The sequence below is a fragment of the Enterobacter sp. BWH64 genome, assembly GCF_001037645.1.
Classification (GTDB): Bacteria; Pseudomonadota; Gammaproteobacteria; order Enterobacterales; family Enterobacteriaceae; genus Enterobacter; species Enterobacter hormaechei_C.
In genome coordinates, this window is the sequence record NZ_KQ089922.1 from 818031 (window position 1) to 844137 (window position 26107).

General features: G+C 55.9%; 18 protein-coding genes, 1 rRNA gene and 2 other annotated features. Of the genes, 15 read left to right on the forward strand and 4 right to left on the reverse strand.

The window, feature by feature from the left end; genetic code table 11:
* Window positions 1–92 precede the first annotated feature (92 nt).
* Window positions 93–291: a sequence feature (23S ribosomal RNA rRNA prediction is too short), on the forward strand.
* A 95-nt stretch (window positions 292–386) separates the two neighbouring features.
* Window positions 387–2753: a sequence feature (most likely nonfunctional fraction of RNA operon), on the forward strand.
* 81 nt (window positions 2754–2834) lie between these two features.
* The 5 genes from rrf (at window position 2835) to aceK (ending at window position 9109) form a co-directional block, all read left to right on the forward strand.
* Window positions 2835–2950: ribosomal RNA gene (gene rrf, locus SK50_RS03940) — 5S ribosomal RNA — on the forward strand.
* Between the two features lie 218 nt (window positions 2951–3168).
* A complete protein-coding gene (metA, locus tag SK50_RS03945; protein ID WP_017382604.1) occupies window positions 3169–4098 on the forward strand; it encodes a homoserine O-acetyltransferase MetA in 930 nt (309 codons plus the stop codon).
* Between the two features lie 270 nt (window positions 4099–4368).
* Window positions 4369–5970 (forward strand): malate synthase A, encoded by a 1602-nt coding sequence (gene aceB, locus SK50_RS03950; RefSeq protein WP_023295752.1) that lies wholly within the window; start codon window positions 4369–4371, stop codon window positions 5968–5970.
* Window positions 5971–6001: 31 nt separating this feature from the next.
* Complete coding sequence (gene aceA / locus SK50_RS03955; RefSeq protein WP_017694726.1) at window positions 6002–7306, forward strand: isocitrate lyase; 1305 nt, start codon at window positions 6002–6004, stop codon at window positions 7304–7306.
* Window positions 7307–7357: 51 nt separating this feature from the next.
* Window positions 7358–9109 carry a bifunctional isocitrate dehydrogenase kinase/phosphatase gene (gene aceK / locus SK50_RS03960; protein ID WP_017382607.1) on the forward strand — a complete coding sequence of 584 codons (1752 nt, stop codon included), beginning with the start codon at window positions 7358–7360 and terminating at the stop codon, window positions 9107–9109.
* A 23-nt stretch (window positions 9110–9132) separates the two neighbouring features.
* On the opposite strand, the gene iclR is transcribed toward aceK, so the two are convergent.
* Window positions 9133–9960, reverse strand: a complete 828-nt coding sequence (gene iclR, locus SK50_RS03965) for a glyoxylate bypass operon transcriptional repressor IclR (RefSeq protein WP_003860353.1) — start codon at window positions 9958–9960, stop codon at window positions 9133–9135.
* A 193-nt stretch (window positions 9961–10153) separates the two neighbouring features.
* Between iclR and metH the strand changes: the two genes are divergently transcribed.
* The 5 genes from metH (at window position 10154) to rluF (ending at window position 17218) form a co-directional block, all read left to right on the forward strand.
* Window positions 10154–13837 (forward strand): methionine synthase, encoded by a 3684-nt coding sequence (gene metH / locus SK50_RS03970; protein ID WP_045331964.1) that lies wholly within the window; start codon window positions 10154–10156, stop codon window positions 13835–13837.
* A gap of 116 nt (window positions 13838–13953) precedes the next feature.
* Complete coding sequence (locus SK50_RS03975; protein WP_003860350.1) at window positions 13954–15585, forward strand: Na/Pi cotransporter family protein; 1632 nt, start codon at window positions 13954–13956, stop codon at window positions 15583–15585.
* A 95-nt stretch (window positions 15586–15680) separates the two neighbouring features.
* Window positions 15681–15974: a type II toxin-antitoxin system CcdA family antitoxin gene (locus SK50_RS03980; protein ID WP_017382609.1), complete on the forward strand. Its 294-nt coding sequence runs from the start codon at window positions 15681–15683 to the stop codon at window positions 15972–15974.
* Window positions 15974–16291, forward strand: a complete 318-nt coding sequence (locus tag SK50_RS03985; RefSeq protein WP_017382610.1) for a CcdB family protein — start codon at window positions 15974–15976, stop codon at window positions 16289–16291. The genes SK50_RS03980 and SK50_RS03985 overlap by 1 nt, the downstream gene beginning before the upstream one ends.
* 54 nt (window positions 16292–16345) lie before the next feature.
* Window positions 16346–17218 (forward strand): 23S rRNA pseudouridine(2604) synthase RluF, encoded by an 873-nt coding sequence (rluF, locus tag SK50_RS03990; RefSeq protein WP_003860347.1) that lies wholly within the window; start codon window positions 16346–16348, stop codon window positions 17216–17218.
* Here the strand turns inward: rluF and SK50_RS03995 are convergent, their stop codons facing one another.
* From SK50_RS03995 to lysC, 3 genes are all read right to left on the reverse strand, one after another.
* A complete protein-coding gene (locus SK50_RS03995; RefSeq protein WP_017382612.1) occupies window positions 17219–17491 on the reverse strand; it encodes a YjbD family protein in 273 nt (90 codons plus the stop codon).
* 50 nt (window positions 17492–17541) lie between these two features.
* The gene (gene panS / locus SK50_RS04000; RefSeq protein WP_015570166.1) at window positions 17542–18486 is read right to left on the reverse strand and encodes a ketopantoate/pantoate/pantothenate transporter PanS; all 945 of its coding nucleotides are present in this window, start codon (window positions 18484–18486) and stop codon (window positions 17542–17544) included.
* Between the two features lie 93 nt (window positions 18487–18579).
* Window positions 18580–19929 carry a lysine-sensitive aspartokinase 3 gene (gene lysC, locus SK50_RS04005; RefSeq protein ID WP_045344657.1) on the reverse strand — a complete coding sequence of 450 codons (1350 nt, stop codon included), beginning with the start codon at window positions 19927–19929 and terminating at the stop codon, window positions 18580–18582.
* Window positions 19930–20303: 374 nt separating this feature from the next.
* Here lysC and pgi point away from each other — a divergent pair, with 374 nt between their 5' ends.
* The 5 genes from pgi to SK50_RS04030 all read left to right on the forward strand — a co-directional run bounded on the left by pgi (window position 20304) and on the right by SK50_RS04030 (window position 26094).
* Window positions 20304–21953 carry a glucose-6-phosphate isomerase gene (gene pgi, locus SK50_RS04010; RefSeq protein ID WP_003860343.1) on the forward strand — a complete coding sequence of 550 codons (1650 nt, stop codon included), beginning with the start codon at window positions 20304–20306 and terminating at the stop codon, window positions 21951–21953.
* A gap of 366 nt (window positions 21954–22319) precedes the next feature.
* Window positions 22320–22562, forward strand: a complete 243-nt coding sequence (gene yjbE / locus SK50_RS04015; RefSeq protein WP_003860341.1) for an exopolysaccharide production protein YjbE — start codon at window positions 22320–22322, stop codon at window positions 22560–22562.
* 63 nt (window positions 22563–22625) lie between these two features.
* A complete protein-coding gene (locus SK50_RS04020; protein ID WP_003860339.1) occupies window positions 22626–23264 on the forward strand; it encodes a YjbF family lipoprotein in 639 nt (212 codons plus the stop codon).
* Window positions 23261–23998 (forward strand): capsule biosynthesis GfcC family protein, encoded by a 738-nt coding sequence (locus tag SK50_RS04025; protein ID WP_015570167.1) that lies wholly within the window; start codon window positions 23261–23263, stop codon window positions 23996–23998. The genes SK50_RS04020 and SK50_RS04025 overlap by 4 nt, the downstream gene beginning before the upstream one ends.
* Complete coding sequence (locus SK50_RS04030; RefSeq protein ID WP_045344656.1) at window positions 23998–26094, forward strand: YjbH domain-containing protein; 2097 nt, start codon at window positions 23998–24000, stop codon at window positions 26092–26094. The genes SK50_RS04025 and SK50_RS04030 overlap by 1 nt, the downstream gene beginning before the upstream one ends.
* The last annotated feature ends 13 nt before the right edge of the window (window positions 26095–26107 follow it).

Sequence of the window (26107 nt, forward strand, 5' to 3'; positions counted from 1 at the left end):
CGTTGCACTATCGTTAACTGAATACATAGGTTAACGAGGCGAACCGGGGGAACTGAAACATCTAAGTACCCCGAGGAAAAGAAATCAACCGAGATTCCCCCAGTAGCGGCGAGCGAACGGGGAGCAGCCCGGAGTCTGAATCAGCTTGTGTGTTAGTGGAACGGTCTGGAAAGTCCGACGGTACAGGGTGATAGTCCCGTACACGAAAGCACACTTGCTGTGAACTCGAAGAGTAGGGCGGGACACGTGGTATCCTGTCTGAATATGGGGGGACCATCCTCCAAGGCTAAATACTCCTGACTGACCGATAGTGAACCAGTACCGTGAGGGAAAGGCGAAAAGAACCCCGGCGAGGGGAGTGAAAAAGAACCTGAAACCGTGTACGTACAAGCAGTGGGAGCCTCTTTATGGGGTGACTGCGTACCTTTTGTATAATGGGTCAGCGACTTATATTCTGTAGCAAGGTTAACCGTATAGGGGAGCCGAAGGGAAACCGAGTCTTAACTGGGCGTTAAGTTGCAGGGTATAGACCCGAAACCCGGTGATCTAGCCATGGGCAGGTTGAAGGTTGGGTAACACTAACTGGAGGACCGAACCGACTAATGTTGAAAAATTAGCGGATGACCTGTGGCTGGGGGTGAAAGGCCAATCAAACCGGGAGATAGCTGGTTCTCCCCGAAAGCTATTTAGGTAGCGCCTCGTGAACTCATCTTCGGGGGTAGAGCACTGTTTCGGCTAGGGGGCCATCCCGGCTTACCAACCCGATGCAAACTACGAATACCGAAGAATGTTATCACGGGAGACACACGGCGGGTGCTAACGTCCGTCGTGAAGAGGGAAACAACCCAGACCGCCAGCTAAGGTCCCAAAGTCATGGTTAAGTGGGAAACGATGTGGGAAGGCACAGACAGCCAGGATGTTGGCTTAGAAGCAGCCATCATTTAAAGAAAGCGTAATAGCTCACTGGTCGAGTCGGCCTGCGCGGAAGATGTAACGGGGCTAAACCATGCACCGAAGCTGCGGCAGCGACACTATGTGTTGTTGGGTAGGGGAGCGTTCTGTAAGCCGTTGAAGGTGTGCTGTGAGGCATGCTGGAGGTATCAGAAGTGCGAATGCTGACATAAGTAACGATAAAGCGGGTGAAAAGCCCGCTCGCCGGAAGACCAAGGGTTCCTGTCCAACGTTAATCGGGGCAGGGTGAGTCGACCCCTAAGGCGAGGCCGAAAGGCGTAGTCGATGGGAAACAGGTTAATATTCCTGTACTTGGTGTTACTGCGAAGGGGGGACGGAGAAGGCTATGTCAGCCGGGCGACGGTTGTCCCGGTTTAAGCATGTAGGCGGAGGTTCCAGGTAAATCCGGTACCTTTTAACGCTGAGGTGTGATGACGAGGCACTACGGTGCTGAAGTGATAAATGCCCTGCTTCCAGGAAAAGCCTCTAAGCATCAGGTAACACGAAATCGTACCCCAAACCGACACAGGTGGTCAGGTAGAGAATACCAAGGCGCTTGAGAGAACTCGGGTGAAGGAACTAGGCAAAATGGTGCCGTAACTTCGGGAGAAGGCACGCTGATGTGTAGGTGAAGCCCCTGCGGGCGGAGCTGAAATCAGTCGAAGATACCAGCTGGCTGCAACTGTTTATTAAAAACACAGCACTGTGCAAACACGAAAGTGGACGTATACGGTGTGACGCCTGCCCGGTGCCGGAAGGTTAATTGATGGGGTTAGCGGCAACGCGAAGCTCTTGATCGAAGCCCCGGTAAACGGCGGCCGTAACTATAACGGTCCTAAGGTAGCGAAATTCCTTGTCGGGTAAGTTCCGACCTGCACGAATGGCGTAATGATGGCCAGGCTGTCTCCACCCGAGACTCAGTGAAATTGAACTCGCTGTGAAGATGCAGTGTACCCGCGGCAAGACGGAAAGACCCCGTGAACCTTTACTATAGCTTGACACTGAACACTGGTCCTTGATGTGTAGGATAGGTGGGAGGCTTTGAAGCGTGGACGCCAGTCTGCGTGGAGCCAACCTTGAAATACCACCCTTTAATGGCTGGTGTTCTAACGTAGACCCGTAATCCGGGTTGCGGACAGTGTCTGGTGGGTAGTTTGACTGGGGCGGTCTCCTCCCAAAGAGTAACGGAGGAGCACGAAGGTTGGCTAATCCTGGTCGGACATCAGGAGGTTAGTGCAATGGCATAAGCCAGCTTGACTGCGAGCGTGACGGCGCGAGCAGGTGCGAAAGCAGGTCATAGTGATCCGGTGGTTCTGAATGGAAGGGCCATCGCTCAACGGATAAAAGGTACTCCGGGGATAACAGGCTGATACCGCCCAAGAGTTCATATCGACGGCGGTGTTTGGCACCTCGATGTCGGCTCATCACATCCTGGGGCTGAAGTAGGTCCCAAGGGTATGGCTGTTCGCCATTTAAAGTGGTACGCGAGCTGGGTTTAGAACGTCGTGAGACAGTTCGGTCCCTATCTGCCGTGGGCGCTGGAGAATTGAGGGGGGCTGCTCCTAGTACGAGAGGACCGGAGTGGACGCATCACTGGTGTTCGGGTTGTCATGCCAATGGCACTGCCCGGTAGCTAAATGCGGAAGAGATAAGTGCTGAAAGCATCTAAGCACGAAACTTGCCCCGAGATGAGTTCTCCCTGAGACTTTAAGTCTCCTGAAGGAACGTTGAAGACGACGACGTTGATAGGTCGGGTGTGTAAGCGCAGCGATGCGTTGAGCTAACCGATACTAATGAACCGTGAGGCTTAACCTTACAACGCCGAAGGTGTTTTGGCGGTGAGAGAGACAGATTTTCAGCCTGATACAGATTAACAGTATTTGCCTGGCGGCTTTAGCGCGGTGGTCCCACCTGACCCCATGCCGAACTCAGAAGTGAAACGCCGTAGCGCCGATGGTAGTGTGGGGTCTCCCCATGTGAGAGTAGGGAACTGCCAGGCATCAATCAAGAAGAACCCCGTACCGTAAGGTGCGGGGTTTTTTGCTTTGTACGTTCTGAAAAGTCGGGTGGTGGCCCAGCTTTACCCGCCCTACATGCTCTCCCTCCTTGAAACTTTCTCACCTTTCGCTTGCAGACTCGACATTAACCCCGTTTCTGGGTATCGTTAGCTGTCTGGATGTCTAAACGTTTATACGTATGCTGTGAGGATTTAAGGTTATGCCGATTCGGGTGCAGGACGAGCTACCAGCCGTCAATTTCTTGCGTGAAGAGAATGTCTTCGTAATGACAACTTCGCGTGCTTCTGGTCAGGAAATTCGCCCGCTGAAGGTGCTGATCCTTAATCTGATGCCAAAGAAGATCGAAACGGAGAACCAGTTCCTGCGTTTGCTCTCCAACTCTCCGCTTCAGGTTGATATCCAGCTGCTGCGCATTGACGCGCGTGAGTCACGCAACACGCCTGCTGAGCATCTGAATAACTTCTACTGTAATTTTGAAGATATTCGCGATGAGAATTTCGATGGACTGATCGTCACCGGCGCACCGCTGGGTCTGGTGGAATTTAATGACGTTGCCTACTGGCCACAGATCAGGCAGGTGCTGGAGTGGGCAAAAGATCACGTCACGTCCACCTTGTTTGTCTGTTGGGCGGTACAGGCCGCGCTGAATATCCTCTATGGCATTCCCAAGCAAACCCGCAGCGACAAACTTTCTGGCGTATACGAACACCACATTCTTCACCCGCATGCGCTGCTGACGCGTGGTTTCGATGACACTTTCCTGGCCCCGCATTCTCGCTACGCCGATTTTCCGGCACAGCTGATCCGCGATTACACCGACCTGGAAATCCTGGCCGAAACGGAAGACGGCGATGCCTACCTGTTCGCCAGTAAAGACAAACGCATCGCGTTCGTTACCGGCCATCCTGAGTACGATCCGCATACCCTCGCCTCAGAGTATTTTCGTGACGTTGAAGCGGGTCTGAATCCGGATGTCCCGTACAACTATTTCCCGAAAAATGATCCGCAAAACACGCCTCGGGCAACCTGGCGTAGCCACGGAAATTTGCTGTTTACCAACTGGCTCAACTATTACGTCTACCAGATTACACCGTACGATCTGCGCCACATGAATCCGACGCTGGAGTAATCGTCTGCATTAAACGATCCTAAAGCGTTTCAGCTATTCAGATCAGGCACCTTCGGGTGCCTTTTTTATTTCCGAAATCCAACTCAACATCGAAGAAAACTTTAATTCCATATTAATCATACAGTTGTGATTAGATATAAATTAAAATGGAAATTGTTTTTGATTTTGGGAAAATTATAGATAGTCTTAATTCTGCTGAGCGAAAACTACACAACGATCTTTCGCTCGCGTCGGGGGCGTGATTTTGGATCTTTGATGAGGAGCAGAACGATGACTCAACAGGCAACAACGGTCGATGAACTGACCTTTACCCAGCCGAATGGTGAACAAGAACAGCAAGTTTTGACGGCAGAAGCGGTAGAGTTTCTGACTGAACTGGTGACTCGCTTTACGCCACAGCGTAATAAACTGCTGGCGGCGCGCATTCATCAACAGCAGGAGATCGATAACGGCAAGTTGCCAGGGTTTATTTCGGAAACCGCTTCCATTCGTCATGGTGAATGGAAAATTCGCGGAATCCCTGAAGATTTACAGGATCGTCGCGTAGAGATCACCGGTCCGGTAGAGCGCAAAATGGTGATCAACGCCATGAATGCCAACGTCAAAGTATTTATGGCGGACTTCGAAGATTCCCTCGCGCCGGACTGGCAGAAAGTTATCGACGGGCAGATCAACCTGCGCGACGCCGTCAACGGCACCATCAGCTATACCAACGAAGCCGGTAAAATTTACCAGCTCAAACCGAATCCGGCGGTGCTGATCTGCCGCGTACGCGGTCTGCATTTGCCAGAAAAACACGTCACCTGGCGCGGAGAAGCGATTCCGGGCAGCCTGTTCGACTTTGCGCTGTACTTCTTTCACAACTATAAAAACCTGCTGGCGAAAGGTAGCGGCCCCTATTTCTATCTGCCGAAAACCCAGTCCTGGCAGGAAGCGGCGTGGTGGAGTGAAGTCTTCAGCTACGCAGAAGACCGCTTTGGCCTGCCGCGCGGCACCATTAAGGCCACGCTGCTGATTGAAACCCTGCCTGCCGTATTCCAGATGCATGAAATCCTCCATGCGCTGCGTGACCATATTGTGGGCCTGAACTGCGGCCGTTGGGATTACATCTTCAGCTACATCAAAACCCTGAAAAACCATGCCGACCGGGTATTGCCGGATCGTCAGGTTGTCACCATGGATAAACCGTTCCTCAGCGCCTACTCGCGCCTGCTGATTAAGACCTGCCACAAACGCGGCGCCTTTGCGATGGGCGGTATGGCGGCGTTTATCCCGAGCAAAGATGCAGAGCGTAACAATCAGGTGCTCAACAAGGTGAAAGCCGATAAAGAGCTGGAAGCCCGTAATGGCCACGACGGGACGTGGATTGCCCATCCTGGTCTGGCCGATACGGCGATGGAAGTCTTTAACCGCGTACTCGGCGACAACAAAAACCAGCTGTTTGTCACCCGTGAAGACGATGCGCCAATCGCAGAAGAACAGTTGCTGGCGCCGTGTGCGGGCGAACGCACGGAAGAGGGGATGCGCGCCAACATTCGCGTCGCCGTGCAGTACATCGAGGCATGGATCTCAGGCAACGGCTGCGTGCCTATCTACGGCCTGATGGAAGATGCCGCCACGGCGGAAATTTCACGTACCTCCATCTGGCAGTGGATCCATCATCAAAAAACGCTCAGCAACGGCAAACCGGTAACCAAAGCCCTGTTCCGTCAGATGCTGGCCGAAGAGATGCGGGTCATCCAGGACGAACTGGGCGAGCACCGCTTCAGCAGTGGGCGTTTTGACGATGCCGCACGTCTGATGGAGCAAATCACCACCTCTGATGACTTAATCGACTTCCTGACCCTGCCGGGCTACCGCTTCCTGGCGTAATTCACCACATAACAATATGGAGCATCTGCACATGAAAACCCGTACCCAACAGATCGAAGAGTTACAAAAAGAGTGGACCCAACCGCGCTGGGAAGGCATTCGCCGTCCGTACAGCGCAGAGGAAGTGGTGAAGTTACGCGGCTCGGTTAACCCGGAATGTACGCTGGCGCAGAACGGCGCGGCGAAAATGTGGGATCTGCTGCATGGGGGGTCTAAAAAAGGCTATATCAACAGCCTCGGCGCGCTGACCGGCGGTCAGGCATTGCAGCAGGCGAAGGCCGGCATTGAGGCTATCTATCTTTCCGGCTGGCAGGTCGCGGCGGATGCTAACCTTGCCTCCAGCATGTATCCGGATCAATCTCTTTATCCGGCGAACTCGGTGCCGTCAGTGGTGGATCGGATCAACAATACCTTCCGCCGTGCGGATCAGATCCAGTGGGCCGCGGGTATCGAACCCCACGATCCGCGTTTTATCGACTATTTCCTGCCGATCGTCGCCGATGCGGAAGCCGGTTTCGGCGGCGTGCTGAACGCCTTTGAGCTGATGAAATCCATGATTGAGGCCGGTGCAGCGGCCGTTCACTTTGAAGATCAGCTGGCGTCGGTGAAGAAGTGCGGGCATATGGGCGGGAAAGTGCTGGTGCCAACCCAGGAAGCGATCCAGAAGCTGGTTGCCGCGCGTCTGGCTGCTGACGTGCTCGGCGTGCCGACGCTGGTGATTGCCCGTACCGATGCTGACGCGGCGGACCTGATCACCTCTGACTGCGACCCGTATGACAGCGAATTCATTACCGGCGAACGTACCAGCGAAGGGTTCTATCGCACACATGCCGGTATTGAACAGGCGATCAGCCGCGGCCTGGCGTATGCCCCTTACGCCGACCTGGTCTGGTGTGAAACCTCCACGCCGGATCTGGCGCTGGCGAAGCGCTTTGCCGATGCGATTCATGCGAAGTATCCGGGCAAGCTGCTGGCCTATAACTGTTCGCCGTCCTTCAACTGGCAAAAGAATCTGGACGATACGACCATCGCCAGCTTCCAGCAGCAATTGTCAGATATGGGCTACAAGTACCAGTTCATCACCCTGGCGGGTATCCACAGCATGTGGTTCAACATGTTCGACCTGGCGCACGCCTACGCGCAGGGCGAAGGCATGAAGCACTACGTTGAGAAGGTACAGCAGCCAGAATTTGCGGCGGGCAAAGAGGGATATACCTTCGTTTCGCACCAGCAGGAAGTGGGGACCGGCTACTTCGATAATGTGACCACGATTATTCAGGGCGGGACCTCCTCCGTCACGGCATTAACGGGCTCAACGGAAGAAGCACAGTTCTAATCTTTTCCCCCTCTCCCCCCTCGGGGAGAGGGTTGGGGTGAGGGGGAATTTATGTCGCGTGGTCTGGAATTACTGATTGCCCAAACTATTTTGCAGGGCTTCGATGCCCAGTATGGCCGCTTTCTGGAAGTCACCTCCGGCGCGCAACAGCGTTTTGAGCACGCCGACTGGCATGCGGTTCAGCAGGCCATGAAGCAGCGTATCCATCTTTATGATCACCACGTAGGTCTGGTGGTGGAGCAACTGCGCTGTATCACCGACGGTAAAAGCCCGGATGCGGAATTTTTACTGCGCGTGAAAGAGCATTACACCCATCTGTTACCCGACTACCCGCGCTTCGAGATTGCGGAGAGCTTTTTCAACTCCGTCTATTGCCGGTTATTTGACCATCGCTCATTATCTCCTGAGCGGTTATTTATCTTCAGCTCCCAGCCGGAGCGCCGCTTCCGTACCATTCCGCGTCCGCTGGCGAAAGATTTCTTTCCCGATCGCGGCTGGGAAAAGCTCCTGCACCGCGTCTTAACGGATTTGCCGCTGCGCCTGCCGTGGGAGAATAAACCCCGGGATATCGGCTATATCCACGCATATCTCAGTGAAACCTTCGGCGAGGCGGTGCTCAGCCGCAGCCATTTGCAGGTTGCCAACGAGCTTTTCTACCGGAATAAGGCCGCCTGGCTGGTGGGCAAACTGGTTACGCCGACAGCTATCGTGCCGTTTCTGCTACCCATTCACCGTACCGACGACGGGGAACTGTTTGTCGATACCTGCCTGACTACCAGCGCTGAGGCCAGTATCGTATTTGGCTTCGCCCGTTCCTATTTCATGGTCTATGCCCCACTGCCTGCCGCCTTGGTGGAGTGGCTGCGCGAGATCCTGCCGGGCAAAACCACCGCCGAGCTGTATATGGCGATTGGCTGTCAGAAGCATGCCAAAACGGAAAGTTATCGGGAATACCTGCGTTATGTCACCACGGCTGATGAGCAGTTTATCGAAGCGCCGGGGATCCGCGGCATGGTGATGCTGGTTTTCACACTGCCGGGCTTCGACCGCGTGTTTAAGGTGATTAAGGATAAATTTGCCCCGCAGAAAGAGATGACCGCCGCTCACGTCCGCGCCTGCTATCAGCTGGTTAAAGAGCACGATCGCGTCGGGCGAATGGCCGATACCCAGGAGTTTGAAAACTTTGTGCTGGATAAGCAGCAGATCGATCCGGCGCTGATGTCGCTGCTAATGCAGGAAGCGCCGACGAAAATTACCGATCTTGGCGATAAGATTGCGATTAGCCATCTCTACATCGAACGCCGGATGGTGCCGCTAAATATCTGGCTGGAGCAATCCGAAGGCCAGGCTTTACGAGACGCCATTGAAGAGTACGGCAATGCGATTCGCCAGCTCGCCGCCGCCAATATTTTCCCCGGCGACATGCTGTTTAAAAACTTCGGCGTCACCCGTCACGGGCGGGTGGTGTTCTACGATTACGATGAAATTTGCTACATGACCGAGGTGAACTTCCGCGATATCCCGCCGCCGCGCTACCCGGAAGATGAACTGTCCAGCGAGCCGTGGTACAGCGTATCGCCGGGCGATGTGTTTCCGGAGGAGTTTCGCCACTGGCTTTGTGCCGACCCGCGCATCGGGCCGCTATTCGAAGAGATGCATGCCGATCTGTTCCGCGCCAGCTACTGGCGCGGGCTGCAAACGCGGATCAAAAATGGGCACGTGGAAGATGTCTACGCTTACCGCCGCAAGCAGCGGTTTTGCATCCGCTTTTCTCCCTCTCCCTGTGGGAGAGGGCCGGGGTGAGGGCATCAGGCGGCAATGCACGTTTAACGAATCCCACCATACGCCAGCGTCACCTCTTTCGCGGCCTTAATCACCATCGCGCCCAGCTCGGTGACGCGGTCGTCGGTCATACGTGAAATCGGCCCGGAGATGGAGATGGCGGCAAACGGCTCGCGGTGCTCGTCAAAAATACAGGATGCCAGGCAGCGCAGGCCCAGCGCATGCTCCTCATCATCAAACGAATAGCCGCGCTTGCGGGTTAAAGCCAGATCTTCTTTCAGATGCACCGGCGACACCAGCGTGGCGTGAGTATAGGCGTGCAGCCCTTTACGGTGCAGCAGCCCCGTTACCTGCTCTTCGCTCAGCTGCGAGAGAAACGCTTTCCCTGCGCCAGAGGCGTGCATCGGCAGCTTGCCGCCAATCGGTGCGGACATGCGCATCAGCTGCGTACACTGCACCTGGTCGATGATAATCGCCTGGTGATCGCTCTGATCCAGCACGGCCAGGTTTACCGTCTCGCCGGACTCCTCCATCAGCTTGCGCAGAATCGGGTGGACAATCGCCAGCAGGTTGCGGCTTTGCAGGAAGCTGCTGCCGACAATAAACGCATGCGCCCCCACCGCCCAGTGTCCCAGCTCGCCCACCTGACGCACGAAGCCCAGCTGCTGCATGGTGGTCAGCAGACGGTGCGTGGTGGAGTTCGGCAGGCCAGCCTGCTGCGCCAGCTCCGTCAGGGCCACGCTACCATGCGATTCGGCTATCCATTCCAGCAGCTTCAGGCCGCGCGTCAGGGATTGAACCTGTCCGCCTGGTTGTGCAGCGGTGGTTGCAGCAGGTTTTCTGCCGCGTTTAGCGGGAACGGTCGTAACCATGACGAACTCCTTTTTCTGTATCGTGGAAATCATTTTCGTTTTATTTGGTGGTTTTGCAACCGCTTTCCTGACTGATCGGAGGAGTGATAGTGAACATGTCTCATGTTACCGCTGTGTGACTTTTCGACCCTGCGAGATTATGCCAGTATGGAACGCAGCCTTTTGGCCTTGTTGAGCGTTGTCGGGAGCAAGTGTGAGCAGCAAAGTAGAGCAACTGCGTGCGCAGTTAAATGAACGAATTCTGGTGCTGGACGGCGGCATGGGCACCATGATCCAGGGCTATCGTCTGAGTGAAGACGATTTCCGCGGCGAGCGCTTTGCCGACTGGCCTTGTGACCTGAAAGGGAACAATGACCTGCTGGTGTTAAGCAAACCGTCTGTTATCAGGGATATCCACAACGCTTACTTCGAAGCGGGTGCGGATATTGTTGAAACCAACACCTTCAACTCGACAACCATCGCCATGGCGGATTACCAGATGGAATCCCTGTCGGCGGAGATCAACTTTGAAGCGGCGAAGCTGGCGCGCGCCTGCGCCGACGAATGGACGGCCCGTACGCCGGACAAGCCGCGCTACGTAGCCGGGGTGCTGGGCCCAACCAACCGCACCGCGTCGATTTCTCCGGACGTCAACGACCCGGCGTTTCGGAACATCACCTTTGACCAGCTGGTGGCCGCGTATCGTGAGTCCACTAAAGCGCTGGTGGAAGGCGGCTCCGACCTGATCCTGATTGAAACCGTATTCGACACCCTCAACGCCAAAGCGGCAATTTACGCGGTGAAAGAGGAGTTCGAGGCGCTGGGCGTCGACCTGCCGATCATGATTTCCGGCACCATCACCGACGCCTCGGGGCGCACACTTTCCGGCCAGACAACCGAAGCGTTTTATAACTCCCTGCGCCACGCCGAAGCGCTCTCCTTTGGCCTCAACTGTGCGCTGGGGCCGGACGAGCTGCGCCAGTACGTGCAGGAGCTTTCGCGCATCGCAGAGTGCTACGTCACCGCCCACCCGAACGCCGGTCTGCCGAACGCGTTTGGTGAGTACGATCTGGATGCCGACACCATGGCGGCGCAAATCCGCGAATGGGCCGAATCTGGTTTCCTCAACATCGTCGGCGGCTGCTGCGGCACCACGCCGGAGCATATCGCCGCCATGAGCCGCGCCGTCGCCGGGCTTCCACCGCGCAAGCTACCCGAGCTTCCGGTAGCCTGTCGTCTGTCCGGCCTGGAGCCGTTGACCATCGGCGACGACAGCCTGTTTGTGAACGTGGGTGAACGTACTAACGTTACCGGTTCTGCGAAGTTCAAGCGCCTGATCAAAGAAGAGAAGTACAGCGAAGCGCTGGACGTTGCTCGCCAGCAGGTAGAAAGCGGGGCGCAGATCATCGATATCAACATGGATGAGGGGATGCTCGATGCCGAAGCGGCAATGGTGCGTTTCCTCAACCTGATTGCCGGTGAGCCGGATATCGCCCGCGTGCCGATCATGATTGACTCCTCCAAGTGGGAGGTCATCGAAAAAGGGCTGAAGTGCATTCAGGGCAAAGGCATCGTTAACTCCATCTCGATGAAAGAGGGCGTCGATACCTTTATCCACCACGCGAAGCTGGTCCGTCGCTACGGAGCCGCCGTGGTGGTGATGGCCTTCGATGAAGTGGGCCAGGCCGATACCCGCGAACGCAAAATTGAGATTTGCCGCCGCGCGTACAAAATTTTGACCGAAGAGGTGGGTTTCCCGCCGGAAGACATCATCTTCGACCCGAACATCTTCGCCGTCGCGACCGGCATCGAAGAGCACAACAACTACGCTCAGGACTTCATCGGCGCGTGTGAAGACATTAAACGCGAGCTACCGCATGCGCTGATCTCCGGCGGCGTGTCGAACGTGTCGTTCTCGTTCCGCGGCAACGACCCGGTGCGTGAGGCGATCCACGCCGTGTTCCTTTACTACGCCATCCGCAACGGGATGGACATGGGGATCGTCAACGCTGGCCAGCTGGCAATTTACGACGATCTGCCAGCCGAGCTGCGCGACGCCGTAGAAGACGTGATCCTCAATCGTCGTGACGACGCCACCGAACGCATGCTGGATCTGGCGGAAAAATACCGCGGCAGTAAATCTGACGAATCAGCCAACGTTCAACAGGCCGAATGGCGCTCCTGGGATGTGAATAAGCGTCTGGAATACTCGCTGGTAAAAGGCATTACCGAGTTTATCGAGCAGGATACCGAGGAAGCGCGTCAGCAGGCCGCCCGTCCGATTGAAGTGATCGAAGGGCCGCTGATGGACGGCATGAACGTGGTCGGCGATCTGTTCGGCGAGGGCAAAATGTTCCTGCCGCAGGTGGTGAAATCCGCCCGCGTCATGAAGCAGGCGGTGGCGTATCTGGAACCCTTTATCGAAGCCAGCAAAGAGAAGGGCTCCAGTAACGGTAAAATGGTCATCGCCACCGTGAAGGGCGACGTACACGACATCGGCAAAAACATCGTTGGCGTGGTGTTGCAGTGTAATAACTACGAAATTATCGATCTTGGCGTGATGGTCCCGGCGGATAAAATCCTCAGGACCGCGCGCGAAGTGAATGCGGATCTGATTGGTCTTTCCGGGCTGATTACGCCTTCGCTTGACGAAATGGTCAACGTGGCAAAAGAGATGGAGCGCCAGGGCTTTACCATTCCACTGCTGATTGGCGGGGCAACCACCTCGAAAGCCCACACGGCGGTGAAAATCGAGCAGAACTACAGTGGGCCGACGGTGTATGTTCAAAACGCCTCGCGCACTGTGGGCGTGGTCTCCGCGCTGCTGTCCGACACCCAGCGCGATGACTTTGTCGCCCGCACCCGCAAAGAGTATGAAACCGTCCGCATTCAGCATGGACGTAAGAAACCGCGCACGCCGCCGGTTTCGCTTCAGGCGGCGCGCGATAACGATCTGGCGTTCGACTGGTCCAGCTATACGCCGCCGGTCGCACACCGTCTGGGCGTGCAGGACGTGACGGCCAGCATCGAAACGCTGCGTAACTACATCGACTGGACGCCGTTCTTCATGACCTGGTCGCTGGCGGGCAAATATCCGCGCATTCTTGAAGATGAGGTGGTGGGCGAAGAGGCGAAGCGCCTGTTTAAAGATGCTAACGACATGCTCGACAGGCTGAGCGCAGAGAAAGCCCTCAACCCGCGCGGCGTGGTGGGGCTGTTCCCGGCGAACCGCGTGGGCGACGACGTGGAAATCTACCGCGATGAAACCCGCACCCACGTGCTGGCCGTGAGCCACCACCTGCGCCAGCAAACCGAGAAAGTGGGCTTTGCCAACTACTGCCTGGCGGATTTCGTCGCACCGAAACTCTCCGGTAAAGCCGACTATATCGGCGCCTTTGCCGTAACCGGTGGTCTGGAAGAAGACGCGCTGGCGGATGCGTACGACGCGCAGCACGATGATTACAACAAAATCATGGTGAAAGCGATCGCCGACCGTCTGGCGGAAGCCTTCGCTGAATATCTGCATGAACGCGTACGTAAGGTGCACTGGGGCTACGCGGCGAATGAGAATCTCAGCAACGAGGAGCTGATCCGCGAAAATTACCAGGGCATTCGTCCGGCGCCGGGGTATCCGGCCTGCCCGGAACACACAGAAAAGGGCACTATCTGGAAGTTGCTGGACGTCGAAGCGCATACCGGCATGAAGCTCACCGAGTCGTTCGCCATGTGGCCGGGCGCGTCCGTTTCCGGCTGGTACTTCAGCCATCCGGACAGCAAGTACTTCGCCGTGGCACAGCTTCAGCGCGATCAGATTGAGGATTACGCTCTGCGTAAAGGCATGAGCGTGTCAGAGGTGGAACGCTGGCTGGCGCCGAATTTGGGCTACGACGCAGACTAACGTCACTTTTCCTTACAACAAACAGGGCACCGCTATGGTGCCTTGTCTCTTTCTTACGTTTAAACCCTTATACTGAACCTCAGGAAAACGAATAACGATAAGGAGGAATACCTACCGTGTTGACGTTGTTACACCTGCTCTCCGCAGTCGCACTGCTGGTATGGGGCACCCATATCGTTCGTACCGGCGTGATGCGCGTGTTTGGCGCACGTTTACGTACCGTTCTCAGCGGCAGCGTTGAGAAGAAGCCGCTCGCCTTCTGCGCGGGTATTGGCGTCACGGCGCTGGTGCAAAGCAGCAACGCTACTACCATGCTCGTCACCTCGTTCGTGGCGCAGGATCTGGTGGCGCTCGCCCCGGCGCTGGTGATTGTCCTTGGCGCCGACGTCGGTACCGCGCTGATGGCGCGTATCCTGACATTCGATCTCTCCTGGCTGTCGCCACTACTGATTTTTATCGGCGTCATTTTTTTCCTCGGCCGTAAGCAAAGCCGTGCCGGGCAGCTTGGCCGCGTCGGTATTGGCCTCGGGCTGATCCTGCTGGCGCTGGAGCTGATTGTGCAGGCTGTCACGCCGATCACCCAGGCCAACGGTGTGCAGGTCATCTTCGCCTCGTTAACCGGCGATATTATGCTGGATGCGCTGATCGGCGCGGTATTCGCCATCGTCAGCTACTCCAGCCTGGCAGCGGTCCTGCTGACGGCGACCTTAACCGCCGCAGGGGTAATTTCCTTCCCGGTGGCGCTGTGCCTGGTGATCGGTGCCAACCTCGGCTCTGGCCTGCTGGCGATGCTCAACAACAGCGCCGCCAACGCTGCCGCCCGCCGGGTGGCGCTGGGGAGTTTACTGTTTAAGCTGGTGGGTAGCCTGATCATTCTGCCGTTTGTGCACCCGCTGGCGAACCTGATGGATAATCTCTCTCTGCCGAAAGCGGAGCTGGTGATCTACTTCCACGTCTTCTACAACCTGGTGCGCTGTCTGGCGATGGTGCCGTTTGCCGCGCCGATGGCCCGCTTCTGCGAGCGGCTTATTCGTGATGAACCGGAGCTGGACGCGCGCCTTAAACCGAAGCATCTGGACACCTCGGTGCTGGATACTCCTGCGCTGGCAATCGCCAATGCCGCCCGCGAAACGCTGCGCATGGGCGACGCGATGGAAACCATGCTGGAAGGGCTGCAAAAGGTGATGCACGGCGAGCCGCGCGAAGAAAAAGAGCTGCGCAGGCTGGCGGACGATATCAACGTGCTGTATACCGCCATCAAGCTCTATCTGGCGCGGATCCCCCAGGACGAGCTGGCGGAAGAGGAGTCGCGCCGCTGGGCGGAAATCATCGAGATGTCGCTTAACCTGGAGCAGGCTTCGGATATTGTCGAGCGTATGGGCAGTGAAATCGCAGACAAATCCCTGGCCGCACGCCGGGCGTTTTCTGTTGAAGGGCTGAAAGAGCTGGAAGCGCTGCACGAACAGCTGGTCAGCAACCTGAAGCTGGCGATGTCGGTCTTCTTCTCCAGCGACGTGCCGAGTGCGCGCCGCCTGCGCCGCAACAAGCATCGTTTCCGCATCCTTAATCGCCGCTACTCACACGCCCACGTTGAGCGTCTGCACCAGCAGAACGTGCAGAGTATCGAGACCAGCTCACTCCACCTGGGGCTGCTGGGGGATATGAAGCGTCTCAACTCGTTGTTCTGTGCGGTGGCCTATAGCGTGATGGAGCAGCCGGATGAAGACGATGAGCGGGATGAGTATTAATCTCTGAAAGCGCCTCGCAAAACCCTTTTGTGAGGCGTGACACCTTCTAAAGAGCAATTCATTCTTAAGGCCTTACATTTTTAAGGGAATAGAAAATGCTCGTTTATTACGCTACACTTCGCCAATTCATGCGCATTCCAATGGGGGTTATCATGCGCACTACTAATGGCATTAAAAAATCAGTCAATGTTTCGTTAGCACCAGAAATTCTTGAAGAAGCGCGACGTCTTAAGCTCAATCTCTCTGCTGTACTCACGGCCGCTCTACAGGAGCAGTTTCGTGCGCATCAGCGCGCAGAGTGGTTAGCAGAAAATAAAGCGTCTATAGAGGCCATTAACCAGTGGGTTGATGAAAACGGCTCCTTTAGTGACTTTCAGAGGTCATTCTGATGGAGCAATATTTTGCTTATGCGAATGAAGGTAATGGGAAAAAAGCATATCCATGGCTTATTAATATGCAGCACCCTGTTGCTAATGTGATGAAACATGTACTGGTTGCTCCCGCCGTTGAATTAAGCCAGTTGGGCGGCATTCGTCCGCCTGCGAAAGTGTGCCCTGTCGTTGAAATCGCGGGTAAGTCCTGCGTTGTCATGATGCATATGCTGTCAGGCATCTCTTCAAAAGAGTTAGGTGAACGCGTTGCCGATCTTACTAACAGCAGTGCTTCATTGCGGGATGCACTCGATTTTCTGATCAGCGGTTACTAGGACTTTTTTGTCAGGCGCAAGGTAAGGTATATTTCGCCCTTCACAGGAGAAACTATGCTGCCAACTCAATCAACCCGATTAAACAAATACATTAGCGAGAGCGGGATCTGCTCACGTCGCGAGGCTGACCGTTACATTGAACAAGGTAACGTGTTTCTTAACGGCAAGCGCGCCACCATCGGTGACCAGGTGGTGCCTGGCGATGTGGTGAAAGTGAATGGTCAGGTCATCGAACCGCGTGATGCCGAAGACCTGGTGTTTATCGCGTTGAACAAGCCGGTTGGGATTGTCAGCACTACGGAAGATGGCGAGCGGGACAACATTGTTGATTTCGTGAACCACAGCAGCCGTATCTTCCCGATTGGTCGCCTGGATAAGGACTCTCAGGGGTTAATCTTCCTGACTAATCACGGCGATCTGGTGAACAAAATTCTGCGTGCCGGTAACGACCATGAGAAAGAGTACATTGTTACGGTGAACAAGCCGGTCACGGACGAGTTCATCCGGGGAATGGGCGCAGGCGTGCCGATTCTGGGCACCGTGACGAAGAAGTGTAAAGTCAGAAAAGAGGCGCCTTTTGCGTTTCGTATCACGCTGGTGCAGGGCCTGAACCGCCAGATCCGCCGCATGTGCGAGTACTTCGGTTATGAAGTGACGAAGCTGGAACGCACGCGCATCATGAACGTCAGCCTGTCCGGGATCCCGCTGGGCGAGTGGCGTGACTTAACGGATGACGAGCTGATCGAGCTGTTCAAACTTATCGAGAACTCCTCGTCCGAAGCGAAGCCGAAAGCTAAAGCCAAACCGAAAACGCAGGCGATTAAGCGTCCGGTGGTGAAGGCACCGCAGGCGGAAGAGAAAGGGCGGGGCAAGCCGGGCAACGGAAAACGCTTTACCCAGCCGGGGCGCAAAAAGAAAGGGCGCTGATTAGCGCCTTCCACGGGTTGATGTGCTGGCGGACCAGGAAAAAGTCGCCTCTGCATCGGGTTTATAAGCCTGCTCTTTTTTCAGCTTGCGGGCTTTTTTCGCCGCGGCATCACGTTGCGCCATCAGTTTATCGATGTACTCTTTTTTAACCTGATTGGTTTCGGCGTTCGTCAGCGTGCGGCCATGCGCGATACGGGCGCGGTCGAGTAGCGTTTTCAGTTCGCGCTGCTCGGCTTCGGTCATGTCTTTCTGGGTCAAACGTGGTGTAGCCATTGCTGAAGCCTCCTGATGGGGAGGCTTCAGTGTAAAGCAAGCCGGGTCAATTAACCCTGTTTCACCGCATCTTTTTTCGGTTGGTCATCAATCGGCTTACCGGACCAGTATCCAGCTAACAGCGAACCGGACAGGTTGTGCCAGACAGAGAACAGCGCCCCCGGTAGCGCTGCCAGCGGTGAGAAGTAAATTTTACCCAGCGCCGCTGCCAGGCCGGAGTTCTGCATCCCCACTTCGATCGCCAGCGTGCGGCAGGTGGATTCGTCAAAGCCAAACAGCTTTCCGCCCCAGTAACCGCCCAGCAGACCAATAGTGTTATGCAGCACAACCGCGACGATCACCACAAAGCCCACCGAAGCAATGTGCGATGCGGAACCGGCTACCACGGCGCTGATAATGGCCAGAATGCAGACCATCGAAAACGCGGGCAGATACGGCTCAACCGCTTTCACCACCCGCGGGAAGAGATGGTGGATCACCAGCCCCAGCGCAATCGGGATCACCACGATTTGCAGGATGCTGAGCAGCATGCCCATCACGTCCACCTGGATATGCGCGTCGACGTACAGGCGGGTTAACAGAGGCGTGGCAATCACGCCCACCAGCGTGGAAACGGACGAGATGGTGACGGAAAGCGCCACGTCGCCTTTCGCCAGATAGATCATGACGTTAGATGCCGTACCGCTGGCGACGCTCCCCACCAGCACCATCCCGGCGGAAAGGTCGGGCGGCATCTTAAAGGCCATCGCCAGCAGCCATGCCGCGAGCGGCATCACCAGGTAGTGCAGGAAAATCCCTGCGGCAACCGGCGCCGGGCGAGACAGCACGCGTTTGAAATCGTCAATTTTCAGATGCACGCCCATGCCGAACATAATCAGCATCAGCAGCGTGGTGACCCACGGACCAATGCCCGTGAACGTGGCAGGAGTGTAATACGCGAGTACAGAGAGCAGCAGCGCCCATAACGGGAACAGCCGGGTGATAGCGGAGAGCATAGTGAATTCCTTGCAGTATTGTCGTGTTGTTTTGTTATAAAAAAGCCGGGTCTGTGCCCGGCTTATTGATATTGTTTATCGTGCTAACGAATTTTATTCAAACAAATTCTGATGAAGTTTCTGCACGACCTGCTCGGCCTGATCGGCAGGGACCAGGAAGCAGAGGTTGTAGCTGGACGCGCCGTAGCAAATCATGCGGATATTGAACGGGTCGAGCACGCCGAACACCTCTTTGCCCACGCCGCATGCGCGCGACAGCTTATTACCGATGATGGCCACCAGCGCCAGATCTTCTTCCACCTCCACGCGGCACAACTCGGAAAGCTCAATCAGCAGCGACTGCGTCAGCAGGGTGTCGCCGGTAGAGGTGGAGCCGGTGGTGTCGAGCGTCAGCGCGATGCTGACTTCTGACGTGGTGATCAGGTCCACGGAGATATTGTGGCGCGCCAGGATGCCAAACACTTCCGCCAGAAATCCACGGGAGTGCAGCATATTATGGCTGTGCAGGGTAACCAGCGTCTGCTTACGACGCAGGGCCAGCGCGCGGAACAGCGGCGGGTTCTCGGTTTTCTTGCAGACCAGCGTCCCGCCCGCCTTTGGATCTTTACTGGAGCCAACGAAGACCGGAATGTCGCTGCGCACGGCGGGCAGCAGCGTGGCCGGGTGCAGCACTTTCGCGCCGAAAGTCGCCATTTCAGCCGCTTCTTCAAAGGCGATCACGTCAATACGTTTTGCCGCAGAGACCACGCGCGGGTCGGTAGTGTAGATACCCGGCACGTCCGTCCAGATATCCACGCGGGTGGCGTGCAGGGCTTCACCCAGCAGGGCGGCGGTGTAGTCGCTACCGCCACGGCCCAGCGTGGTTGTGCGCCCTTTGGCTTCGCTGCCGATAAAGCCCTGGGTGATCACTATGCCTTCATCCAGGCGCGGGGCAAGCTGCTGGTTAGTCAGCTCAGCCAGGACTTCCACGTCCGGCTCGGCGCGGCCAAAGCGGTCGCTGGTGCGCATCACTTTACGCACGTCGAACCACTGCGCCTGAATATTGCGCTCGCGCATGATCTCAACGAACAGCAGTGTGGACATCAGTTCGCCGTGGCTGACCAGTTCATCGGTCAGTGCGCTGGAGGTGGCCAGCGACGCGGCTTCTGCCAGGGTGGTGATATTTTCCAGCAGGCGTTCCACTTCCTCACGAATGACGTTCGGGTTTTGCAGACGCTCGAGAATGTCGAACTGAATTTTGCGCAGTGCATCCAGCTTCACGAAACGCTCGGTCGCTTCCAGTCCTTCAGACAGGGAAACCAGCAGGTTCGTCACGCCGGCTGAGGCGGAAAGCACCACCAGGCGGGTATTCGGATCGGCCAGCACCACATCGGCGCTGCGGTTCATGGCATCGTAGTCTGCCACACTGGTGCCGCCAAACTTGGCGACCACAAAACTCGTCATAACAACCTCGTGTCAGGGAATGAATAGAGCGACCTTGGCACAAGAATGAAGCGAGAACAGGTGCAGGCGCAAAATACGGCCCTATAAATAAAATGCGGGGGAGGTCCTGTCAATGCTGGGATTATGCGGATTTTTCATGGGGGGGTACCCCTCAGAAACAGGACTTATAACAGGCCCATATTTTATGCTCCTTTTTCCCCCTTTTTGACCAACATTTCGCCACGCCGGAAGGGCGCGACAGCAGCTATACTTTTCGGGTCTTTTCACCTGCGTTTGATGCAGACCAGGGCAATGGCATAAAAACCATCACAATTTTTATTTGCAGGCGCTACAATCGACCGCAGTCACAATTCTCAAATCAGAAGAGTATTGCTATGAAAAACATCAACCCAACGCAGACCGCTGCATGGCAGGCACTACAGAAACATTTTGATGAAATGAAAGACGTCACTATCGCGGATCTGTTCGCGAAAGATGCCGATCGTTTCAGCAAGTTTTCCGCCACCTTCGATGACCTGATGCTGGTGGATTTCTCCAAGAACCGTATCACCGAAGAGACGCTGGCGAAGCTGCAAGATCTGGCGAAAGAGACTGAGCTGGCAGATGCCATCAAATCCATGTTCTCCGGTGAGAAAATCAACCGCACCGAAGACCGTGCCGTCCTGCACGTGGCCCTGCGTAACCGTAGCAATACGCCAATTATCGTAGACGGCAAAGATGTGATGCCGGAAGTGAACGCGGTGCTGGAAAAGATGAAAACCTTCTCTGAAGCGATCATCTCAGGTAGCTGGAAAGGCTACACCGGCAAAGCGATCACCGACGTCGTAAACATCGGTATCGGCGGCTCTGACCTCGGCCCGTTCATGGTGACCGAGGCGCTGCGCCCGTACAAAAACCACCTCAACATGCACTTCGTGTCCAACGTCGATGGGACTCACATCGCTGAAGTGCTGAAAAAGGTGAACCCGGAAACCACGCTGTTCCTGGTGGCGTCTAAAACCTTCACCACTCAGGAAACCATGACCAACGCCCACAGCGCGCGCGACTGGTTCCTGAAAACCGCGGGCGACGAAAAGCACGTGGCGAAACACTTTGCGGCGCTGTCCACCAACGGTAAAGCGGTGGGTGAGTTCGGTATTGATACCGCGAACATGTTTGAGTTCTGGGACTGGGTGGGCGGCCGCTACTCACTGTGGTCTGCGATCGGTCTGTCCATCATCCTGTCCGTGGGCTTCGACAACTTCGTTGAACTGCTCTCCGGCGCGCACGCGATGGACAAACACTTCTCCACCACCGCGCCTGAGAAAAACCTGCCGGTACTGCTGGCGCTGATCGGGATCTGGTACAACAACTTCTTCGGCGCTGAAACCGAAGCGATTCTGCCGTACGACCAGTACATGCACCGCTTTGCGGCCTACTTCCAGCAGGGCAACATGGAATCCAACGGCAAGTACGTTGACCGTAACGGCAACGCGGTGGATTACCAGACTGGCCCAATCATCTGGGGCGAGCCGGGCACCAACGGCCAGCACGCGTTCTACCAGCTGATCCACCAGGGTACCAAAATGGTACCGTGCGATTTCATCGCCCCGGCGATTACGCACAACCCACTGTCCGACCACCATCCGAAGCTGCTGTCTAACTTCTTCGCCCAGACCGAAGCGCTGGCGTTCGGTAAATCCCGCGAGGTGGTTGAGCAGGAATACCGTGACCAGGGTAAAGATCCGGCTACGCTGGAGCACGTTGTGCCGTTTAAAGTGTTCGAAGGCAACCGTCCAACTAACTCCATTCTGCTGCGCGAAATCACGCCGTTCAGCCTGGGTGCGCTGATTGCCCTCTACGAGCACAAAATCTTCACTCAGGGCGCTATTCTGAACATCTTCACCTTTGACCAGTGGGGCGTTGAGCTGGGCAAACAGCTGGCAAACCGCATTCTGCCAGAGCTGGGTGACGATAAAGCGATCGACAGCCACGACAGCTCCACCAATGGTCTGATTAACCGTTATAAAGCCTGGCGTGCGTAATAAATATGTCATGAACAATGCCGGCGATATGCCGGCATTTTTTTATCGGATAATTCCTGATGTCTGTTAGTTATCTCAAATTCTGAATCTGAGTTTAATCCGAAAAAGACGGTAACCCCGTTAATTGCTGAGGTTTATTTTAAGAAAATACGGAGTGATATTTTAATGTTATTATATTATAAATTGTTGATTTATAGTGATTATATATTTCCTTGATTCTTTTTTTCTTCCATTTTTAACCATTAGTCTGAAAACCTCATCCCTATTTACCCCCACGGTAAACCCACTGCTTTAGTTGTGTATACTCGAATCCGCCTGAATTTCTTTTCGGGCAAATCTCCATTCATTCATTGAAGGGAAATTGTTATGAAGAAAGTACTGTATGGCATTTTTGCCATATCTGCGCTTGCGGCGACGTCTGTCTATGCAGCTCCGGTCCAGGTCGGGGAAGCAGCAGGGTCGGCAGCGACGTCTGCGTCTGCGGGGAGTTCTACCGCAGCCAGCACCAGCGCCGTAAGTTCAGCCGTGGGTGTCGCGCTGGCGGCAACCGGTGGCGGTGATGGCTCCAATACCGGAACCACGACCACTACGACGACCAGCACCCAGTAATAACGGGTGTTTTAATCATAACCACACTTCGGTGTGGTTATTTCGCCCCTTCGGAGAAGAGTCGTGAAGCGACCTGCAATCATCCTGATTTGCCTGCTGTTGCAGGCGTGCTCAGCTACCACCAAAGGGCTGGGCCACTCACTGTGGGACAGCATGTTCGGCACGCCGGGCGTGCATCTGACCGATGACGAACTTCAGAACATGCCGTATGCCAGCCAGTACATGCAGCTAAACGATGGTCCGCAACTGTTTGTGGTGCTCGCTTTCGATGAAAACGGGCAGCAGAAATGGGTGACGCAGGATCAGGCCACCATCGTGACGCAGCATTCCCGCATCGTGAAAACGTTGCTCGGCGGCGACAACCTGCTTGAGGTGAACAACCTGGCTGAAGATCCGCTCATCAAGCCGAATCAGATCGTCGATGGCGCAAGCTGGACGCGCACGATGGGCTGGACCGAGCATAAACAGGTGCGCTACGCCACGGCCCGCTCCACCTTCCGCTGGGACGGTACGGACAGTGTCAAAGTGGGCAGCGACGAAACGCAGGTGCGCGTGCTGGATGAAGAAGTGACAACCGATCAAGCCACCTGGCATAACCGCTTCTGGGTGGACGAAGAGGGGCAAATCCGCCAGTCCTTACAGTATCTCGGTGCCGGTTTCTTCCCGGTGAAGACCACCCTGATCAAGGCGGCGAAATCATGAAAATGTTCATCCACATTGCGCTTCTCGCCAGCCTGACCTCGCCGCTGGCGTGGTCTGCGGGAACGGTACAGGTCTACACCCCGGACAGCGAAAAACCTAAAACCTTAACCAATGCCGGGCATCTGCTCGATCTGGTGGGGCAGCCGAGGCTGGCGAAAAGCTGGTGGACCGGGGCGGTGATCAGCGAGCGTCAGGCGACGATCGTAGCGGAACAAAAACATCAGGCGCTGCTCGCCCGACTGAGCGGGCTGGCACAACAGGAAGATACCGACGATGCCGCGGCCATTACTAGCCTGCGTCAACAGCTTCAGGCGGTTAAGGTGACGGGGCGCCAGAAGGTGAATCTGGATCCGGATGAGGTGCGCGTTGCGGAAAACGGCAATCCGTCGCTGGAAGGGGACTATACCCTGTGGCTTCCGGCTCAGCCTTCCACCGTCACCGTGATGGGGCTTCTCAGCAGCCCTGGCAAAAAGCCGTTTACGCCGGGCCGGGACGTGGCGAGCTATCTCGACGAGCAAAGTCTGCTCAGCGGAGCGGATAACAGCTATGCCTGGGTGGTCTATCCGGACGGGCATACGCAGAAAGCGCCGGTGGCTTACTGGAATAAACGCCATATCGAACCTATGCCAGGCAGCATCATTTTTGTCGGTTTTGCCGACCATTTCTGGACGAAAGCGTATGACGGGCTTAATGCCGATATCCTTCGCTCCCTGATACAGCGGATACCGGAATAATGAAAAAAACCTATCTCTACAGCATGCTTGCACTGTGCGTGAGTGCCGCCTGTCATGCAGAAACGTATCCGGCACCCATCGGCCCGTCGCAGTCCGATTTTGGCGGCGTGGGCTTACTGCAAACCCCAACCGCGCGTATGGCCCGCGAGGGGGAAATCAGCCTTAACTATCGTGATAACGATCAGTACCGTTACTACTCTGCGTCCGTGCAGCTGTTCCCCTGGCTGGAGACCACGCTGCGCTACACCGACGTGCGTACAAAACAGTACAGCAGCGTGGATGCCTTCTCCGGCGACCAGACTTATAAAGACAAAGCTTTCGACGTGAAGCTGCGCCTGTGGGAAGAGAGCTACTGGATGCCGCAGGTCTCCGTTGGTGCGAAGGATATCGGCGGGACCGGCCTGTTTGACGCGGAATACATCGTGGCCAGCAAAGCCTGGGGACCGTTTGATTTCTCACTCGGTCTGGGATGGGGCTATCTCGGCACCAGCGGCAACGTCAAAAATCCGTTCTGTACCTACAGCGATAAATACTGCTACCGCGATAACAGCTACCAGAAAGCGGGCTCCATCAACGGGGACCAGATGTTCCACGGCCCGGCCTCGCTGTTTGGCGGCGTGGAGTATCAAACACCGTGGCAGCCGTTACGTCTGAAGCTGGAGTACGAAGGAAACGACTACTCGCAGGACTTCGCCGGGAAAATTGAGCAAAAGAGCAAGTTTAACGTCGGCGCCATTTACCGCGTCACCGACTGGGCCGACGTTAACCTCAGCTATGAGCGCGGTAATACCCTGATGTTTGGCTTTACCCTGCGCACTAACTTTAACGACATGCGGCCGCACTACAATGATAACCCGCGGCCAAAATATCAGCCGGAGCCGCAGGATGCGATCATTCAGCACTCCGTGGTAGCGAATCAGCTGACGCTGCTGAAATATAACGCGGGCCTGGCGGATCCAAAGATCCAGACCAAAGGCGATACGCTGTACGTCACCGGCGAGCAGGTAAAATACCGCGACTCCCGCGAAGGGATCGAGCGCGCCAACCGGATCGTCATGAACGATCTGCCGGAGGGGATCCGCACGATCCGCGTGACGGAGAACCGCCTCAACCTGCCGCAGGTCACAACCGAAACCGATGTTGCCAGCCTTAAGCGTCATCTTGAAGGCGAACCGCTGGGACATGAAACCGAGCTGGTACAAAAACGCGTTGAGCCGGTGGTGCCAGAGAGCACCGAGCAGGGCTGGTATATCGATAAATCCCGCTTCGATTTCCATATCGATCCGGTGCTGAACCAGTCCGTGGGTGGGCCGGAAAACTTCTACATGTATCAGCTGGGGGCGATGGCGACGGCGGATCTGTGGGTGACCGACCACCTGTTGACCACCGGTAGTCTGTTCGGCAACATTGCTAACAACTACGACAAATTTAACTACACCAACCCGCCGAACGATTCAAAACTGCCGCGCGTGCGTACCCGCGTTCGCGAATATGTGCAGAACGATATCTACGTGAATAACCTCCAGGCCAACTACTTCCAGTACTTCGGCAACGGCTTCTACGGCCAGGTTTACGGTGGCTATCTGGAAACCATGTTCGGCGGCGCCGGGGCAGAAGTGCTTTATCGTCCTGTCGACAGCAACTGGGCGTTTGGGGTTGATGCCAACTACGTGAAACAGCGTGACTGGCGCAGCGCGCAGGACATGATGAAGTTCACCGACTACAGCGTCAAAACCGGCCACCTGACCGCCTACTGGACGCCGTCGTTCGCGCAGGACGTGCTGGTGAAAGCCAGCGTCGGCCAGTATCTGGCGGGTGATAAGGGCGGCACGCTGGATATCTCCAAACACTTCGACAGCGGCGTCGTGGTGGGCGGCTATGCCACCCTCACCAACGTTTCGCCAGACGAGTACGGGGAAGGGGACTTCACCAAAGGGGTGTACGTGTCGATTCCGCTGGATCTGTTCTCATCAGGCCCAACCCGCAGCCGTGCGGCAGTGGGCTGGACGCCGCTGACGCGCGACGGCGGCCAGCAGCTTGGACGTAAATTCCAGCTGTATGATATGACCAGCGATAAGAACATTAACTTCCGCTGATGCTTATTTGCCC

Coding starts and splice junctions, on each gene's coding strand:
- metA (WP_017382604.1), top strand. CDS start 3,169: ATGCCGATTCGGGTGCAGGACGAGCTACCAGCCGTCAATTTCTTGCGT.
- aceB (WP_023295752.1), top strand. CDS start 4,369: ATGACTCAACAGGCAACAACGGTCGATGAACTGACCTTTACCCAGCCG.
- aceA (WP_017694726.1), top strand. CDS start 6,002: ATGAAAACCCGTACCCAACAGATCGAAGAGTTACAAAAAGAGTGGACC.
- aceK (WP_017382607.1), top strand. CDS start 7,358: ATGTCGCGTGGTCTGGAATTACTGATTGCCCAAACTATTTTGCAGGGC.
- iclR (WP_003860353.1), bottom strand. CDS start 9,960: ATGGTTACGACCGTTCCCGCTAAACGCGGCAGAAAACCTGCTGCAACC.
- SK50_RS03980 (WP_017382609.1), top strand. CDS start 15,681: ATGCTCGTTTATTACGCTACACTTCGCCAATTCATGCGCATTCCAATG.
- SK50_RS03985 (WP_017382610.1), top strand. CDS start 15,974: ATGGAGCAATATTTTGCTTATGCGAATGAAGGTAATGGGAAAAAAGCA.
- rluF (WP_003860347.1), top strand. CDS start 16,346: ATGCTGCCAACTCAATCAACCCGATTAAACAAATACATTAGCGAGAGC.
- SK50_RS03995 (WP_017382612.1), bottom strand. CDS start 17,491: ATGGCTACACCACGTTTGACCCAGAAAGACATGACCGAAGCCGAGCAG.
- panS (WP_015570166.1), bottom strand. CDS start 18,486: ATGCTCTCCGCTATCACCCGGCTGTTCCCGTTATGGGCGCTGCTGCTC.
- lysC (WP_045344657.1), bottom strand. CDS start 19,929: ATGACGAGTTTTGTGGTCGCCAAGTTTGGCGGCACCAGTGTGGCAGAC.
- pgi (WP_003860343.1), top strand. CDS start 20,304: ATGAAAAACATCAACCCAACGCAGACCGCTGCATGGCAGGCACTACAG.
- yjbE (WP_003860341.1), top strand. CDS start 22,320: ATGAAGAAAGTACTGTATGGCATTTTTGCCATATCTGCGCTTGCGGCG.
- SK50_RS04025 (WP_015570167.1), top strand. CDS start 23,261: ATGAAAATGTTCATCCACATTGCGCTTCTCGCCAGCCTGACCTCGCCG.
- SK50_RS04030 (WP_045344656.1), top strand. CDS start 23,998: ATGAAAAAAACCTATCTCTACAGCATGCTTGCACTGTGCGTGAGTGCC.